The sequence below is a fragment of the Hydrogenophaga sp. L310 genome (assembly GCF_055703065.1).
This window is the reverse complement of the sequence record NZ_JBVPZA010000011.1, coordinates 64343-80445: the sequence shown is the minus strand read 5'-3', so window position 1 is coordinate 80445 and position 16103 is coordinate 64343. Positions and strand designations below refer to the sequence as shown.

At 64.2% G+C, this 16103-nt stretch carries 12 protein-coding genes; 8 read left to right on the top strand and 4 right to left on the bottom strand.

The annotated features are described in order from the left end of the window. Window positions 1-215 precede the first annotated feature (215 nt). Window positions 216-383, top strand: coding sequence for a hypothetical protein (locus AC0GNO_RS17670; RefSeq protein ID WP_472904887.1), 168 nt, complete (start codon window positions 216-218; stop codon window positions 381-383). A gap of 85 nt (window positions 384-468) precedes the next feature. Further along, window positions 469-801 (top strand): BON domain-containing protein, encoded by a 333-nt coding sequence (locus AC0GNO_RS17665; protein ID WP_472904886.1) that lies wholly within the window; start codon window positions 469-471, stop codon window positions 799-801. Between the two features lie 56 nt (window positions 802-857). Here AC0GNO_RS17665 and AC0GNO_RS17660 read toward each other — a convergent pair whose 3' ends face one another. From AC0GNO_RS17660 to AC0GNO_RS17645, 4 genes are read right to left on the bottom strand one after another with little or no spacing between them, the layout of a single operon-like run. Beyond that, window positions 858-1823, bottom strand: a complete 966-nt coding sequence (locus AC0GNO_RS17660; RefSeq protein ID WP_472904885.1) for an FAD:protein FMN transferase — start codon at window positions 1821-1823, stop codon at window positions 858-860. Continuing rightward, window positions 1804-4011, bottom strand: a complete 2208-nt coding sequence (locus AC0GNO_RS17655) for a PepSY domain-containing protein (protein ID WP_472904884.1) — start codon at window positions 4009-4011, stop codon at window positions 1804-1806. Before AC0GNO_RS17655 ends, AC0GNO_RS17660 begins: the two co-directional genes overlap by 20 nt. Before the next feature lie 10 nt (window positions 4012-4021). Then, the gene (locus AC0GNO_RS17650) at window positions 4022-4498 is read right to left on the bottom strand and encodes a DUF2271 domain-containing protein (protein ID WP_472904883.1); all 477 of its coding nucleotides are present in this window, start codon (window positions 4496-4498) and stop codon (window positions 4022-4024) included. Window positions 4499-4523: 25 nt separating this feature from the next. Beyond that, window positions 4524-4937, bottom strand: coding sequence for a PepSY domain-containing protein (locus AC0GNO_RS17645; protein ID WP_472904882.1), 414 nt, complete (start codon window positions 4935-4937; stop codon window positions 4524-4526). Window positions 4938-5762: 825 nt separating this feature from the next. Here AC0GNO_RS17645 and AC0GNO_RS17640 point away from each other — a divergent pair. From AC0GNO_RS17640 to AC0GNO_RS17615, 6 genes are all read left to right on the top strand, one after another. Then, a complete protein-coding gene (locus tag AC0GNO_RS17640) occupies window positions 5763-6185 on the top strand; it encodes a universal stress protein (RefSeq protein WP_472904881.1) in 423 nt (140 codons plus the stop codon). A gap of 103 nt (window positions 6186-6288) precedes the next feature. Then, entirely contained in the window at window positions 6289-8754 is a 2466-nt protein-coding gene (locus AC0GNO_RS17635; RefSeq protein WP_472904880.1) for a cation-translocating P-type ATPase, read from the top strand. Window positions 8755-8985: 231 nt separating this feature from the next. Next, a complete protein-coding gene (locus AC0GNO_RS17630) occupies window positions 8986-9399 on the top strand; it encodes a hypothetical protein (protein ID WP_472904879.1) in 414 nt (137 codons plus the stop codon). A gap of 550 nt (window positions 9400-9949) precedes the next feature. Next, window positions 9950-11185, top strand: a complete 1236-nt coding sequence (locus AC0GNO_RS17625) for an efflux RND transporter periplasmic adaptor subunit (RefSeq protein WP_472904878.1) — start codon at window positions 9950-9952, stop codon at window positions 11183-11185. A gap of 74 nt (window positions 11186-11259) precedes the next feature. Beyond that, the gene (locus AC0GNO_RS17620) at window positions 11260-14439 is read left to right on the top strand and encodes an efflux RND transporter permease subunit (protein WP_472904877.1); all 3180 of its coding nucleotides are present in this window, start codon (window positions 11260-11262) and stop codon (window positions 14437-14439) included. Then, window positions 14439-15905, top strand: a complete 1467-nt coding sequence (locus AC0GNO_RS17615) for an efflux transporter outer membrane subunit (protein ID WP_472904876.1) — start codon at window positions 14439-14441, stop codon at window positions 15903-15905. Before AC0GNO_RS17620 ends, AC0GNO_RS17615 begins: the two co-directional genes overlap by 1 nt. Window positions 15906-16103: the final 198 nt, after the last annotated feature.

The following is a 16103-nucleotide window of genomic DNA, read 5'->3' as shown; positions in this document are numbered from 1 at the left end:
ATGACTCGTCGCGCCCAGAGTGAGCGGTTGTGCCCGCCCCAAACAAAGCAGAGGAACTTCTCGAATTGAACGACCCACCGCTGACTCCAATGTGTACGTACCCAGTAAAGACCGTTCAGCAAAGGTTCAGCCACACGGTTGCAACATGGCTCCAAGGTCCAGAACAGACCACAGGCCCTCAATCCCTGAAACCTTCAGCCATCACAGGATCCACCATGAACGCCGACCTCAAGAACTTTTGCCAACCCATCACACAGGTTGTCGCCGCCACACTGTTTGTCGTGTTCACCGTGGCCTTCCTTTCAGTGCCCTACGTGCTTGAGCAGCACCCGGGAGATCCCCAGGTACCGTCGCAGCAGACCGACATGCGTCACATGACCTGAACCCTTTTGCCCCTGTGATTCATTCACACCGAGAGAAGCCGCAGAACAAAGTGGTTTTCTCTCCTGCATCCCACGAAACAAACCCATGAAATCCATCAACCGATTCTTCCTCTTGACCGCCTGCTGCACGATGCTGCTGACCGCCTGCAACAAGGCAGAGAACGCGAGCCCGACTCAAGCTCCGGCGGCCAGCGCAGTTGCCAACATTTCAGACGCTGACGTCACGACCCATGTCAAATCCGCACTGAACAACGAATCGGGTTTGGCGGGGCTGGACATCACCGTCGTCACCACCAAGGGCGATGTTCGGCTCACGGGTGTGGTGTCCAACCAGGCGCAGGTCGACGCCGCCATTGGCACTGCGCGGGGCGCCGAGGGCGCCCATAGCATCCACGACGAATTGACCGTCAAGCCGTGATGAAACACGCCCCCGTGATCCGGTCCCCATGCCCGACGCGGCAGTGCTGAAAACCTCTATCTGCCAAACCGACCCAGTCCCAGCTCGATCAAGCCTTCAGCGCGGCGAAGCAGGAACAGCACATCCAGCCCCATGCGCTGTGCCATGGCCAGACCTTCGTCGGGGCCTGCCACCAGCAGGGCTGTGGCCCAGGCGTCAGCCAGCATGCAGGTGTGCGCCAGCACCGTGACCGACGCCACGGCGTTGTTCACGGGTGCACAGCGGTGCGCGTCCATGGTGTGCGCCAGGCGTGCATCGCCCACTTGCAAAAAGCGTCGGTAGTCGCCCGATGTGGCCACAGCCAGATCCTCCAGCTCGATGACGCCTTGTACCGCGCGGCGCCCGGGCTCTGGGCGTTCGAGCGCCACAGCCCAGGGCACGCCGCTGGCCTGAGCGCCCACGGCGCGCAGCTCGCCATCCAGCGCTGCCAGCGCATGCCGCACGCCGTGCTGTTGCAGCACATGGGCCATGCGGTCCACCGCGTAGCCCTTGGCAATGCCGCACAGGTCGAGTTGCAGGGTCGTAAGCTTGCGGGCGCGACCAGAGGGCCTGTCGAGTTCCAGGCGTCCGTGCCCAGTGGAGGGGGTGGACAGGCGTGCGGCGCGGATCGCTTCCGCGTCGGGTGCATCGCGCACCGCGCCAAAGCCCCAGGCATTCACCAGCGTCCCCACGCAGGGGTCGAATGCACCCGCGCTCAGGCGGTGGACATCGAGCGCACAGTCCAGTACCTCCAGGATTTCAGCGGGCAGGTCCACCCATTTGTCCACGGGCGCGCGGTTCAGGCGCATGAGGTCGCTGTCCGGTTTCCAGGGTGACATCTGCTCGTCCACCTGCTCCACCGCAGCGGCAAGGTCCTGGCGCAAGGCCGCCAGGTCCATGGTGTTGTCGGCGTCGACAGTGGCAGACCAGCGTGTGCCCATGGTCGGGCCGTGAAAGGTGGTGCGCTTGCAGGGTGTAGCGGGCTCAGAAGACATCTTCGGCATAACGCTCCTTGGCTTTCAGCGTCGATACGCTCAACTGCAGTGGCGCCAGCACCATGTCCAGCGTCTCCGCCACGCCCTGCGCCATGGCACGGCTGCCGCAGACGCGCACGATGGCGCCCTGTGCCACCAGGCCGCGCACGCGCTCGGCGTCTCGGCGCAGGGCATCCTGCACATAGCCGCCGCCGTCGGGCACGCGGGAGAAGACCGTCTCCAGCGTTGCCAGGCGTCCTTCGCCGAGCCAGCGCTGGATGTCGGGGCCGAAGTAAAAGTCCCGCGCCGGATCGCGCCCACCAAAGTACAGGTGCATCGGGCGGCGTCTGTCGTTGCGGCGGATGAAGCCGGCCAGCGGCGCCACACCTGTGCCCGCCCCGATCAGCAGCACAGGCCGCCGCGTTCGCGGCAGTGCAAAGCCGGGGTTGGACCGGACAAAGGCGGTGATGCTGTCCCCCATCTGCAGGCCGAGCAGGTGCGTCGAGCACAGACCGCCGGGCATCTGGCGCACGCAGATTTCCACAAACCCGTCTTCCCAGCCCGACGCCAGCGAGTAGTAGCGCGGCACGGCCGAGCCCGGCGGCACGATGCCCAAGAGATCGCCGGCTGCAAACCGCGCCAGACCGTGCCCGCGCAGGCGTGCGCCCGGTCCCTGTGCCGGCCACGCAAAGCGCAGGATCGCCGTGGCCTGCCCGGTGACCCCGGGATAGTCCTGGCGCGCCATGAGCGTGAGCGTCGCGGTGGGGGGCACGCGCGGGACATGCTCCAGGACCAGGGGTTCGCCGAGCGCCTGCGCCAGTGCAACGCCCCAGAGCGCGAACTGCTGGCCCGATTGCTGGTGGATGCACTCCAGCGGCAGCAGCGCAGGCCAGCCCTGGGCGCGCAGCGTCTGATCCAGCGCCACGGCGAAGGCGCAGAAGGCCGGAAACTGCCGGTCGCCAAAGCCCAGCACCGTCACCGGCACAGCGCTGGCGCTGAGCCCGGCGATGTGCTCCAGGGCGCCGCTGGCGTGGGCCGGCGCCTGGCCTTCGCCATAGGTTGCTGCCAGCACAAACACCTGCCGCGTGGCGGCCGTGGTTTGAAAGTTCTCCAGCGCGCTGGTGTAAACGCGGTGGCCGCCCTGGCTCAGCGCGTCTTGCAGCGTCTGGGCAAAACCCCAGGTGCTGCCGCCTTCGCTGGCCACGAAGATGAGCACGTCGGCCTGTGCCAGCGGGGAGTTGCCGGTGATGTGTGGCGCCTGGCTGCGCGCTTGCCACCAGATGACAACGCCCGACAGCCAGAACAGCAGCACGCTGGCGCCCACGAGCCCGAGCACCACGGCCCAGGGCCAGGACGCTTCGCCCGTGTGCAGCACCACGGCCCAGTCGTAAACGCGCTGCGCAAGGGTGGCGTCCTGCCAGGCCAGCATCTGGCCAGAGTACCGGTCGATCCAACCCTGACCCTGGGCGGTGGCCACGTTCCAGGTGTCTTCCGGGTCGGTGGGGCCGGGAAAATTCAGCTTGCGCAAATCCTGCACCGCAAGGCTTTGCAGCGCGGCCAGCTGCGCGCCGGGCAAGTCGGGCTGGCCGGTGAGCACCGAGAGCACCTCAGGCTCGGCCCGGGAGTCCAGTTCCACCAGTCCCAGGGTCGAGGCGCTCATGGTCAGCGCCGTGAGCGATGTCAGGCAAAGCACTGCGAGCACCACACGGCCCGCGACCACGTGGATGCGCTGCGCCAGCGAGCCACGCACCCGCGCCGCCAGCTGCCGCCAGCCGCCCATGCGCCGCAGCAAAAGCACCAGGGCAGAGACGCACAACAAAGCCATGGCCAGTGCAATGCCCGCTGCACCCCAGCGCCCGGCGTCGCCCAGCAGCAGCGAGCGGTGCAGGTTCTTCACCCAGCGCGGCAGCGCCGAGGCTTGCCAGGCACCCAGCACCCGGCCATCAGCCGGGTCCACGTACTGCGCCTGCGGCTGGTCGCCGGCAAAGCTGAACACCACGATGGCACCCGAGGGCAGGTGGCGAATCTCTTCCGCGCCCGGGACGGTGCGCGTCACGCGCTCCACCAGCGTGGCCACGGGCAAGTCGCCCGGAGCGGCGGGCGCCTGCCACGCCTGCTGCACCGGGTCGATCGCCAAAACAGAGCCGGTGATGCCCAGCACCACAGCCAGGGTGCCAACGGTCAGGCCCAGCCAGCGGTGGATGACTTTCCAGCTCATGCAAGTCCCTTTACTGAAGTTGGAAGGTCACCGACTGGATGTACTGCTTGCCGGCCTGCGGCTTGCCGACGTTCGCTTTGGACAGCGGGATGCGGACCTCCGACGGGCTGTCTCGCATGTCTTCCACGGCGGCGTCGATGCGGATTTCATAGCCCGCGTCGATCAGTGCATCCGCCAGATCGGCGGTGACCTTGAGCGTGCGCCCGGCGCCCACACTGGCGCCGGTCACGCCATCCAGGCGCTTGGCGTCACCCGCCGAGAGGCGGCTCCAGTCAGACAAGTGCTTGTGGTATTTCGCCTTGCTGCCGGACACCCACAGCGTGCGCACGTAGGCGCCTTTGGCATCGGTCAGGTACGCCGCCAGGTAGGCGCCGTCGCCGCCGTAGTTCTTGAGCTGGGCTGTGAGCGTGACCGGGCGGCTGTGTGCCAGGGCGGGAAGGGCCAGCGCGCAGGCGGTGGCCAAAATGGTCAAGAGAGGTTTGGACATGGTGATGTTCCTGTAGAAAGGGTGGTTACTCGGTCTGGCCGCGCGGCACGGTGCCAGGGGTCAACAAAGGCGATGGCACGGCGGCGCCGTCCGGTTGCGTTGGTCGGGCCTGCTGCGCGGCACCCTGGTCATTGCGATCGCGTTCCCGTGCACGCTGGCGGTCGTCTTGCTTCATCTTCAACACCTTCAGGGTCTCCGGGTCGATCTTGGCTTTGAAGGCGCGGCCTTGGGCATCGGTACCCCGTACTTCGTAGCAGCCGTCGTCGATCTTCAATCGCTGGATCTGCCAGCCCTGTGCGACGGCCATCTGTCGCACGGCATCGCGTGACTGCCAGCGATTCAGCGGCGCGTCGCAATCGTCATCGGCTGAGGCGGGCAGCGCGGCCAGCCCCAGTGATAGAACGAGAAGGCCCTTGTGCAAAGTGGCGGGGTATTTCATGGGAGGCTCCTTTCAATCGGGTCAGCACATGACAAACGGTTTGTGGTGCAGGCTTCGCATGGCTGCGCGAGGGTCGGACCCAAGACGCCAGTGGTCACAGCGTGTGTACAGGTCGCTCCAGATCGTGCGGCGCAACAGCCGCAAATGCCAAGGATGATGCACTGCAACCAAATTCCAGTTGGCTTTGATACGCATGAGGGTTCTGCTTTGTTGTTCAATGGCATTGTGGAAAATCCACCTTGTATGCATGCTGAATGGTGCATTCATCTTCTGTTCATCGCCCAAAAGGGAAAACGCTGGCCCATGGTCTCGTGCAGCTGAGCTGCCCCTTCGCTGCCTTGTTCTGTCTGTCTTGGCAATGTGGAGTCTGAATGGAAGGATCTTTCGGATCTTTCAGTACGTCAGTTGCGCTCCGTGCGGTGTCGCTCATCGAACCAGCTCTAGACCGTGGTGGCTTGGCAGAGACATGTGAAGCATGCCAAATGCAGCCATCGTCCTGGACGGACTCACAAAAAGCTCAATCGATTTCGCATGTTCCGATCCTGTCTGCGTCAGCAATGCCAGCCTGTTCGACAACGCACCCAGCAGCCAACTTGAGACCAGCTCAGTGACCTGCTGCCTGGTTCGTTGCCTCATACTTGCTACGTACCTAAATACGCACATGCAATCGAAGGTGCCAAGCACAGCGGCGAAGGCATTCAAGATTTGAATAGCCGGGCGGGATACCTCCGTCCCGCGAACAACACCAGCGGAACGGGCTTCATGTGGCGACAAAATTCACGAGCATGACGGGTGCCGAAATAGTCGACTGGAAGGTGACGAGCGATGAAAATCTTGATTGCGGTTGATGGCAGCCCTTACACCAAGCGCGCGCTGGCCTACCTCGCGGCCCACGATGAATGGCTGGGGACACACCACACCTACACGGTGGTGCACGGCGTGGCGGCGATTCCGCACCGCGCCGCTGCTTTCCTAGTTCCCGAGCAGGTCAGCTTGTATTACAAGGACGATGCGGAGATCATTTTTAGGCCGATCCGTGCGTTCTTCGAGATGCATGGCATCACTGCAAAATTCGTGCTGCGCATCGGCCCTGTCGCGATGAACATCGCCAAGCTTGCGAGGCAAGGTGGCTACGACCTGCTGCTCATGGGGTCGCACGGGCATGGCGCTGTGGCGGGGGTGGTGATGGGTTCGATGGCGACCAAGGTTCTGTCCCTCTGCACAACCCCAGTGCTGCTGGTCCGGTGATCTGTCTTGTACATGCAGCGAACAGGCGGAGTTCCGTTGCGGGTTGCCGGGCCGTGAAACGACACTTTGTTCGGGTCGCTCTCAGGTGCAGCACCCTATCTTCATGAGCCAGCGCCACGTCCCCCTCGACAAAATGCCAACCTTGGAGTGTGGCACGACGGGTCTGATTGCGGAGCAGGTCGAGACACAGCGCTCGTTCGGTTTCAACGACATCATTCCGCAGACCGCGAGCGGCTGGCTGGTTGTCGCACGTGACACCGCGCGGGATCCGATGCTGTGGTTCCTGGTGATAACCGCGGGCTTGTTCGCACTGCTGGGCCAGGTCTCGGAGTCGCTTACGCTGCTCGTCGCGATGGCCCCACTGCTGGGCATGGACGCCTACTTGCACCGACGAACGACCGCCTCCTCCGCGGGTTTGGCGAGTCGGTTGGCCAGTTCGGCCCGGGTCCTGCGAGACGGGAAATGGCAGGACATCGCGTCGCGGGATTTGGTGACAGGCGACCTGGTAGAGGTAACGCCCGGAGAGTACTTCCCTGCTGACGGCCTGCTGGTGTCCGGCACTGGTCTTCAGGTGGATGAATCGACGTTGACCGGCGAGTCCTTGCCGGTACCCAAGCGCACCATTGAGCCCACAACACCCCTGCCCGCCAGCTCCTCAGAGGAGCACTGGGGCACAGCGGGTACACGACTGTTGACCGGCACTGCCCGGCTGCGCATCGTCTGCATCGGCAGCGAGACGCGCTATGGGGAGATCGTCCGCTCGGCCACCGAAGGCCGCCATGCCGCAACTCCGCTGCAGAAGGCCATCGGTGAACTGGTTACCGTGCTCATCGGTGTTGCGATCATCGTGTGCATCGCCCTCGCCGCGGTCAGGCTATGGCAAGGCCACGGGTGGATCGATGCACTCCTGAGCGCGGTGACACTGGCCGTGGCTGCGCTGCCCGAAGAGTTCCCCGTCGTTTACACGTTCTTTCTCGGTGTGGGGGTCTTCAGGCTGGCGAAAAAGAAGGCGTTGGTGCGACGCGCGGTCGCGGTCGAGAACATTGGACGCATCACTTGCATTGTTTCGGACAAGACCGGAACGATCACTGCCGGCTCGCTGGTGCTTGCACATCGGGCACCGGCTGACGGACTTGACGAAGCCTCTGTGTTGGAAGTGGCCACGTTTGCCGCGAGACCAAACAGCGGTGATCCGCTCGACCAGGCACTGCACGGGGCTGCAGGGCCACTGCCACAAGCCACAAGGCTGGCTGATTTCCCATTTACGGAAGCACGACGGCGCGAGACGGTCGTCTGGTCCCAGGCTGCCGGCCATTCGTCGGCCTTCATGAAAGGCGCCCCTGAGACGGTGCTGGCCGCGTGTGAGCTGTCCGAACTCCAACGAAACGGCTGGCTCGCCCGAGTGGAGGCGTACGCCCAATCTGGGCACAAGGTTGTCGCTTGCGCTCGACGCGAATTGCCCGCGGGCGAACCCGTTAGCGTCGAACCTGAGCGAGGGTTCGAATTTGTGGGTCTGCTGGCCTTCGAGGATCCTGTCCGCGATGGGGTGAGAGAGGCGATTGCAGCCTGCATGGCAGCGAACATGCGTGTCATCATGGTCACGGGAGACCATCCCGCCACGGCCTCGGCGATCGCTCGCGAGATTGGATTGGGCGGAAAAGCGCCAAAAGTCGTCGTTCTTGCACCTGACGAAGATGCAGGCGCCGTGCTCGGCACCAACGGCGGATTGCACGTTGTGGCGCGCGCCACACCACCACAGAAGCTCGCGCTGGTGCAGGCACTGCAATCCGAAGGAGAAATCGTCGCCGTCACAGGCGACGGGGTCAACGATGTACCGGCGCTTCGACAGGCCGATGTCGGCGTGGCCATGGGCGAACGCGGTACGCGCAGCGCACGCGAAGTTGCACCGATGGTTCTGCTCGATGACAACTTCAAAACCATCGTCGAAGCCGTTGCGGAAGGCCGCCAACTCTTCCAGAACTTGCGTCTGGCCTTCGCATACCTTCTGCTGGTGCACCTGCCGCTTGTAGTCGGCGCTGCGGCAATTCCGCTGATGGGCCTGCCCTTGCTGTTCCTGCCGATCCATATCGTGTGGCTTGAGCTGGTCATTCATCCGACAGCAATGCTGGCTTTCCAGGATCTGCCATTGCAGGGACCCCTCGCTCCGGTGCAGCGCCAACGAAGATCACGCTTCTTCTCGATCAAGGCCTGGCTGGGTATCTGCCTGGTCGGCGGTCTCGTGAGCGTTGCCGTGGTCTGGAGCTACCTCCACGCACTCGGCGCTGACCACAACATCGAGCACGCGCGCGCGATGGCGCTGACCGTGCTGTTGGCTGCAAGCGCTGGAATCACGACTGGCCTGACCAAGCTTCGCCACGCTGCCGCGATCTGGCTCGTTGTCGCCACGCTTGTGTCGCTCGGTGTGATCGTCCAGATTCCGGAGATCAGCCGCGCTTTGAATCTGCGGCCGCTACACGGCGCCGACTGGGCGCTGGTCGCCCTGGCTTTCGCCGTGATCAGCTCGATGACCGCCTGGTTGGCCTTGCGTTTGAAGAGCAATCTGGATTGACAAGAAGCAGCCGAGTGAACCTGGCCGCGTGACAAAGCATTCGCATGTGCAAAACGGTTTTCTGCGTAAGCGACTCTCGCGATCTGACGCTTTGCCGACTTTGTGCGCAGTCCGTGGGTGAGTGCCAGATGAACAGCAGGTGAACGAGTTCCTCAGTGTCTGTACATCGCGGCAGCTGCAAACTGAAGTCACAGTCAAAGTCGACTGGGGTTGCACACCGAGGACTTCATCATGAACAAGACCCTGCTTTTTGCTTCGATAGGAGTGTTGGCCGTGGCTACCAGCACCTTGTCACTGGCCGATGCCCGCGAGCATCGTGCGGACCAAGGCGCGGTGATTCTGTCCGGCCATGGCCAAGACCGCATTCAACTGGCATGGGACTCCCGCAAACGTGACGAACAAACGGACCTTGATGGAGTAAGCGAGAACCGCGAGCAAGCAAGGCGCACGCATCCAGATGATGGGGTCGACCACGGGATGCAGACTGTGCTTACCACTGCCGGCCCAGGCCAGCCTGGTGAAGGGTGGCTTTACTTCTCGCACCCTGCCGCGGATCGCGCTGTCGTAATCAGTCCGCAAGGCGAGTACTACTTCAGTCAAGGCGAGGGTCTCAGGTTGGTCGCGGTGAAGCAGCCCCGATCCTGAGATCCCGCAACCTCACTGGCGCTTTTGGGTCGGCAACCCCATTTCGGCCTATCGAACCGGACGGCTGACTTACACATCGCATCGGACTGTCGAAAAGTGACGTCAGGCCATGAGCGCCTCTGCTTTGGAGGGTGAGCTTCTTCGAGCCGCCATCGGCCTATAGCGGCTGTGTGCTTTGGAACAGGTCATGCCGCGCAGCGGTATCAGCGAGCGCCGGTTTTGATCACCTCGTAGTTTCAACCTCGCAATCTTGCGATCGCAAAAAATCAAACACTCCATCCACTGCCCAATATCGAAAGCTCTTACTCGCGGTCTACGACCTGCAGCCGCTGACACCGGCGATGCGGTTGTCGCGGAACACGGCTTTATATGGGCATTTGGTTCGGTTTACATCCCAGACATATTGCATGCACAAAATAGCGGTTTTGGGGTGTGATCTGCCCCTGACCGGCGCCATGCCTTGCGTCTCCACCCAGGCCCCGTGCCGATGCCCATGTCACTGCCACTCGTTTCATCCGCTGTACCACGCTGGGCGACCACCACGCCTGTGATGGCTTCATCTCGACCCGTTCGGCAAGCCGGAGCACGGCGCTGGTCCTGGGTGCTTGTGGGAGTGGCCGCTCTCGGGCTGGCCGCCTGCGGCGACCAGAAGGCGCCCAGCGCTCCCCCCGCCGCGCCCCAAGTCGGCTTTCTGACGGTGGTGCTTCAAACACAGGGACTGCACACTGAGCTGGCTGGCCGCACCAGGGCCTCACAAAGCGCTGAAGTGCGCCCCCAGGTGTCGGGCATCCTCCAGAAGCGCCTGTTCACCGAGGGTGAGACGGTCAAGGCAGGTCAGCCGCTCTACCAGATCGACGCGCGCACGCTGGGGGCCGCCGTCAAGAGCGCCGAGGCCGCACTGGCCAAGGCGCGGGCCTCCGCGCAGACCGCCCGCACCAACGCCGAGCGCAATGCCGAACTGGTGAAGATTGACGCCATCAGTCGCCAGGTGTTCGATGAAAGCCAGGCGCAGGTCGCACAGTCGGCAGCCGACGTCGCCGTGGCGCAGGCGGCGCTGGAGAACGCCCAGATCAACCTGCAGTTCAGTCGCATTGCCGCACCCATCGGCGGGCAGATCGACCTGTCCGCGGTGCTTCCCGGCTCGCTGGTCACCGCCAACCAGACCCAGGCGCTGACGACCATCAGTCAGCTCGATCCCATCCATGTCGACATCACGCAGTCCAGTGCCGAGTTGCTTGAGCTGCGGCGCCAGTGGCAGGCCGGGACCTTCGGCAAGGTCGAGATCAGCGGCGCCCCGGTGCGCCTGACGCTGGAGGATGGCAGTGCGTATCCGCACGCTGGCAAACTGCAGTTCACGGGTGCCACCGTCGGCCAGAGCACCGGTGCCATCACCCTGCGCGCGGTGTTCCCCAACCCCGAGCGGTTGCTGATGCCCGGCATGTACGTGCGTGCGCGACTGTCCACGGGCGAGTCGGGCGAAGCCATCGTGCTGCCCCAGCAGGCGCTGCAACGGGACCCGGCGGGCAAACCCAGCGTACAACTCATCAACGCCGACAACAAGATCGAAAAGCGCCCGATCCGGCTGGGTCAGGCCCTGGACGCACAGTGGCTGGTGCTGGACGGCCTGAAGGCCGGAGACCGCGTGATGGTCGATGGTTTCCAAAAAGCCCGCGTGGGCCAGGCCGTGACGCCTGTGGCCATGCGCGTTGACGGCAACCGTGTGGTGGAGGCACAGGCTTCCGCGTTGGCCGGCCAGGCGCAAGCCTCTGAAGAGCCCAAGCCCTGACCGACTCGATGGGGCCACGCCGACCCGGGTGACCCTGCAATTTTTCGAGCCAACCGAACACCATACGCTGCGCCATGGCCCATTTCTTCATCCACCGTCCCGTCTTCGCCTGGGTGCTGTCCATCGTCATCATGCTGGCCGGGGCGATGTCCATTTTCACCCTGCCGCTGGAGCAGTACCCCGACATCGCACCCCCTCGCGTGTCGATCAACGCCACCTACACCGGCGCCTCGGCCGAGACCGTGGCCGATTCCGTGACACAGGTGATCGAGCAGCAGCTCAAGGGCATCGACAACGTGCTCTACATGAACTCGACCAGCGACTCCGCGGGCCGCTCGCGCACGCAGCTGACCTTTGCCCCGGGCACAGACATCGACGTGGCCCAGGTGCAGGTGCAGAACAAGCTGCAGACCGCCATGAACCGGCTGCCCGAGGCGGTGAAGAGCCGTGGCGTGTTCGTCAACAAGGGCGGTCAGGACAACCTGATGACCTTCGTCTTCACCTCGCCCGACCCAACGGTCACGCAGGTCGCGATCGGCGACTACATCACGAGCAACGTGGTCGACGTGATCTCTCGGATCGACGGTGTGGGCGACGTGAGCGTGTTCGGCACCAATTACGCCATGCGCATCTGGATGGACCCGGGCAAGCTGGAGCAGTTCGCACTGATGCCGGCGGACCTCATCTCCGCGCTGAGCTCGCAGAACGCCCAGGTGTCCGCCGGGCAACTGGGTGCCCTGCCGGCGGTGAAGGACCAGATGCTCAACGCCACCATCACCGCGCGCACCAAGCTCAAGACGGTCGAGGAGTTCCAGGGCGTTGTTCTCAAGGCGGCGGCCGATGGCTCGCTCGTCACCGTGGGTGACGTCGCCCGCGTGGAACTGGACGCGGATAACCTGACGGTGAAGTCCCGCCTGAACAACCAGCCGGGCGCCGGACTGGGTGTGGTGCTGGCCGATGGCGCCAACGCCATGGCGGTGGCCAATGCGGTCAACGCCAAGATGGCCGAACTGGCGCCGTTCTTCCCCGACGGCATCACCGGCGTGATCAGCTCGGACAGCACGCCTTACGTGCGAGCGTCGATCAAGGAGGTGGTCATCACGCTGGCTGAAGCCTTGCTGCTGGTGGTGATCGTCATCTACATCTTCCTGCAGAACCTGCGCGCCACGCTGATTCCCGCCATTGCCGTTCCGGTGGTGTTGCTCGGCACCTTCGGGGTGCTGTCGGTGATGGGGTACTCCATCAACATGCTCACCATGTTCGCCATGGTGCTGGCCATCGGCTTGCTGGTGGACGATGCGATCGTGGTGGTGGAGAACGTGGAACGGGTGATGCACCAGGAGGGGCTGCCCGCGAAGGAGGCGACCATCAAGTCCATGGCCGAGATCACGCCGGCGCTGGTGGGCATCGGTCTCACGTTGTCGGCCGTGTTCATTCCCATGGCCTTCTTCTCGGGCTCGGTGGGGGTGATCTACCGTCAGTTCTCCGTGGCCATCGTCTCGGCCATGGCGTTCTCCGTGCTGGTGGCGCTCACACTCACGCCAGCGCTATGCGCCACGCTGCTCAAACCCACCGAATACGTTTACGAGGGAGCACCCGTCCGTCGAGGTTTTCTGGGCTGGATCGACCGGTTTTTCCAGGGTTTCAACGCCGGATTCGATCGCCGCGCCACGCGCTACCAGGGTGTCGTCGGCAAGCTGCTGGTGCGCGGCAAGCGCGTGCTGCTCGTGTTCGCCTTGCTCATCGGCGGTGTGGTGTTCCTGTTCCAGAAGCTGCCTACCTCCTTCCTGCCGATCGAAGACCAGGGCTTCATCTCTACCAGCGTGACGCTGCCGGCGGGCTCTTCGGATGCGCAGCTGGAAGTGGTCCTGCAGGACATCACCCGCTACTTCATGGCCCAGCCCGATGTGTTGCGGGTCAACTCACTGGCGGGCAACAGTGGCAACCAGAGTTCGGGCAGGATCTTCGTGCGACTCAAGCCCTGGGACGACCGGCCGAACGCCGAGCAGAGCGCCGATTTCATCGCGCGCAAGGCCACTCGTGACCTGTCGCGCATCCGCTCGGCCCGCATCTTCGTGTCGATGCCGCCCGCCGTGCGAGGCCTGGGTTCGGACGCCGGCGTGAACTTCATGCTCAAGGACATCAACGGGCTCGGCAACGATGCCTTGAGGGCGGCAAAGGACCGTGTGATCGATCTGGCCAACCAGCGGCCGGAGCTCGCGAACATGCGCACCACCGATTTCGACGTCACTTCCGAACTCAAGGTGGTGATCGACGACCGCAAGGCGGCCGCACTCGGCCTGTCCACCCAGGACATCAACAACGTGCTCTCCAGCGCGGTGGGCGGTTCGTACGTGAACGACTTCGTGCACAACGGCCGCGTCAAGCGCGTCTACGTGCAGGGCGATGCACCGTTCCGCATGCTGCCGCAGGACATCGGGCAGTGGACAGTGCGCAACCGCAACGGCGAGATGGTGCCGCTCTCTGCGTTCACCACGACCTCCTGGACCAGCAGTGCGCCGCAGCTGCTGCGCTATAACGGATCTCCGTCGATGGAGATGGTCGCAAACACCGCCGCCGGTGTTAGCTCGGGCGCTGCGATGCGCGCCGTCGAGGAGATCATGGCGGAGATGCCCGTGGGCATCGGCTACGAGTGGACGGGTGCTTCGCTGCAGGAGCGGCAGTCCGGCGCGCAGGCACCGCTGCTGTACGCCATCTCCATCCTTTTTGTGTTCCTCTGTCTGGCGGCGCTGTACGAGAGCTGGAGCGTGCCGTTCTCGGTCATCTTGGCCGTGCCACTGGGCGTGGTCGGTGCCTTGCTCGCCACCTATTTCCGGGGCATGTCCAACGACGTGTACTTCCAGGTCGGCTTGCTCACCACGGTGGGTCTCGCTTCCAAGAACGCGATCCTGATCGTGGAGTTCGCGGTGCAGCTGATGGATCAGGGCAGGGGCGTGTTCGACGCCACGTTGGAGGCGGTGCGCCGGCGGCTGCGTCCCATCCTGATGACCTCGCTGGCATTCGGCTTTGGCGTGCTGCCGCTGGCCCTGGGCACTGGCCCGGGCGCCGCCAGCCGCCAGGCCATCGGCACGGCCGTGCTCGGTGGCACCGTGCTGTCCACCATGCTCGGTCTGTTCTTCGTGCCGGTGTTCTTCCTCCTGGTGCGCAGCTGGGTCATGAGGAAACGGCCGAAAGACACCGCCGCCCCCAAGCCCACTCCCATGCCCACGCTGTCCTCTCAAGGAGAAGCCTGATGCGCCGAGCGAATGCCGTGTTCAAACGGGTCGCCGTCTTCGGCGTTCTGTCCTTGCTGTTGGCGGGCTGTGCCCAGTTGCCCCCGGCCAAGCCCGGTGTACAGGGCGTGGCTCCCCCCACGCTGGGCCAGCCACTGGCCGTTACCGATGCGAACCCCGTCGCCGTGCAAACCGCCGCGCGCCTGACCTGGGTGCAGCACCCGGGTTTGCGCCAATCGATTGCGCAGGCGCTCACGCACAACCGCGACCTGCGAGTGGCCTTGCTGAACATCGAGCGGGGGCGTGCGCAGTACGGCATCACGAGTGCGGCTCAACTGCCCACGGTGGCCGCGACGGCACAGGGCAGCCGCAGCCGCACGTCGGCGGATCTGTCGAGCAACGGCCAGCCCGCTACCTCCAGCCAGTACACGGCGCAACTCGCCGTCACCAGTTTCGAGCTGGACCTGTGGGGCCGCGTGCGCAACCTCAACGAGGCGGCGCTGCAGCAGTTCCTGCAATCGGAGGTGAATCAGCAGAACGTGCAGATCACGCTGGTGGCCGATGTCACCAACGCGTGGCTGAATCTGGCCGCCAACGAGGCCCGCCTGACCCTGGCCCGGGACACCCTGGCCGGCCGGGTGAAGGCTTACCAGCTCACCGAACGCATACACCAGTTGGGCGGCACGTCCGGCTTGGTACTGGCACAAAATCGGGTCACGGTTGAAACCGCCCGCGGCGATGTTGCCGTTTTCACCGGCCAGGTGGCCAAGGACCGCAATGCTCTGGACGCCCTGGTCGGTAGTGGCCTGAATCCCGACTGGCTCCCCACGGCCGAGACGCTGCGGGGCGATTCGGCGGCGCCCGCGGCCCTGATGGTGCTGCCCGCAGATCTGCCATCGAGCCTGCTGCTGGAACGCCCCGACGTGCGCGCATCCGAATACAACCTGCAGGCCCTCTCGGCCAACGTGGCAGCGGCGCGCGCGGCGCTGTTCCCGACCATCAGCCTGAGCACCAGCATCGGTTTCGGCAGCCGTGAGCTGGACAACTTGCTCGGCAGTGGCAACAACACTTGGAACTTCGTGCCCCAGATCCGCTGGCCCATCTTCGATGGCGGCGGTGCACGCGCGGCCGTGGTTGTGGCGCAGGCCAACCGCGAAATCGCCGTGACCCAGTACGAGAAAGCCATCCAGACCGCCTTCCGTGAAGTCTCGGATGCACTTGCCGAGCGCGCTCAGTGGCAGGAACGCCTGTCGGCACAGCAGGCGGTGGTGGAGGCCAACGCGCGGGTGTTCGAGCTGTCCGAGGCGCGCTTCACCTCTGGCGTGGACAACTACCTCACGGTGCTTGATTCCCAGCGCAGCCTGTACGCCGCGCAGCAGACACTGATCGGTCTGCGCCAGTCCGAGCAAGCCAACCGAGTGGCGCTGTGGAAGGTGCTGGGCGGGCAGCTTGCCTCGCCAGCCGAAGAACTTCATTCAGTTCACTAGTGCCTCGCGCTTCTGCATCTTTGATGCCAAATTTCGCATCCAGTTTGACAAAGACCATTTGCAGCAATACGGCGAGCTAAAGCCGATCACTGACGATGTGAACTCAGCGTCATATGTTGGCGTACAACTTCAAACGCGTCCTCAGTATCCTGGGCTTCGAGAGGACCAGGAAAGTGATGCAGTTGTTGGGCGCATAGG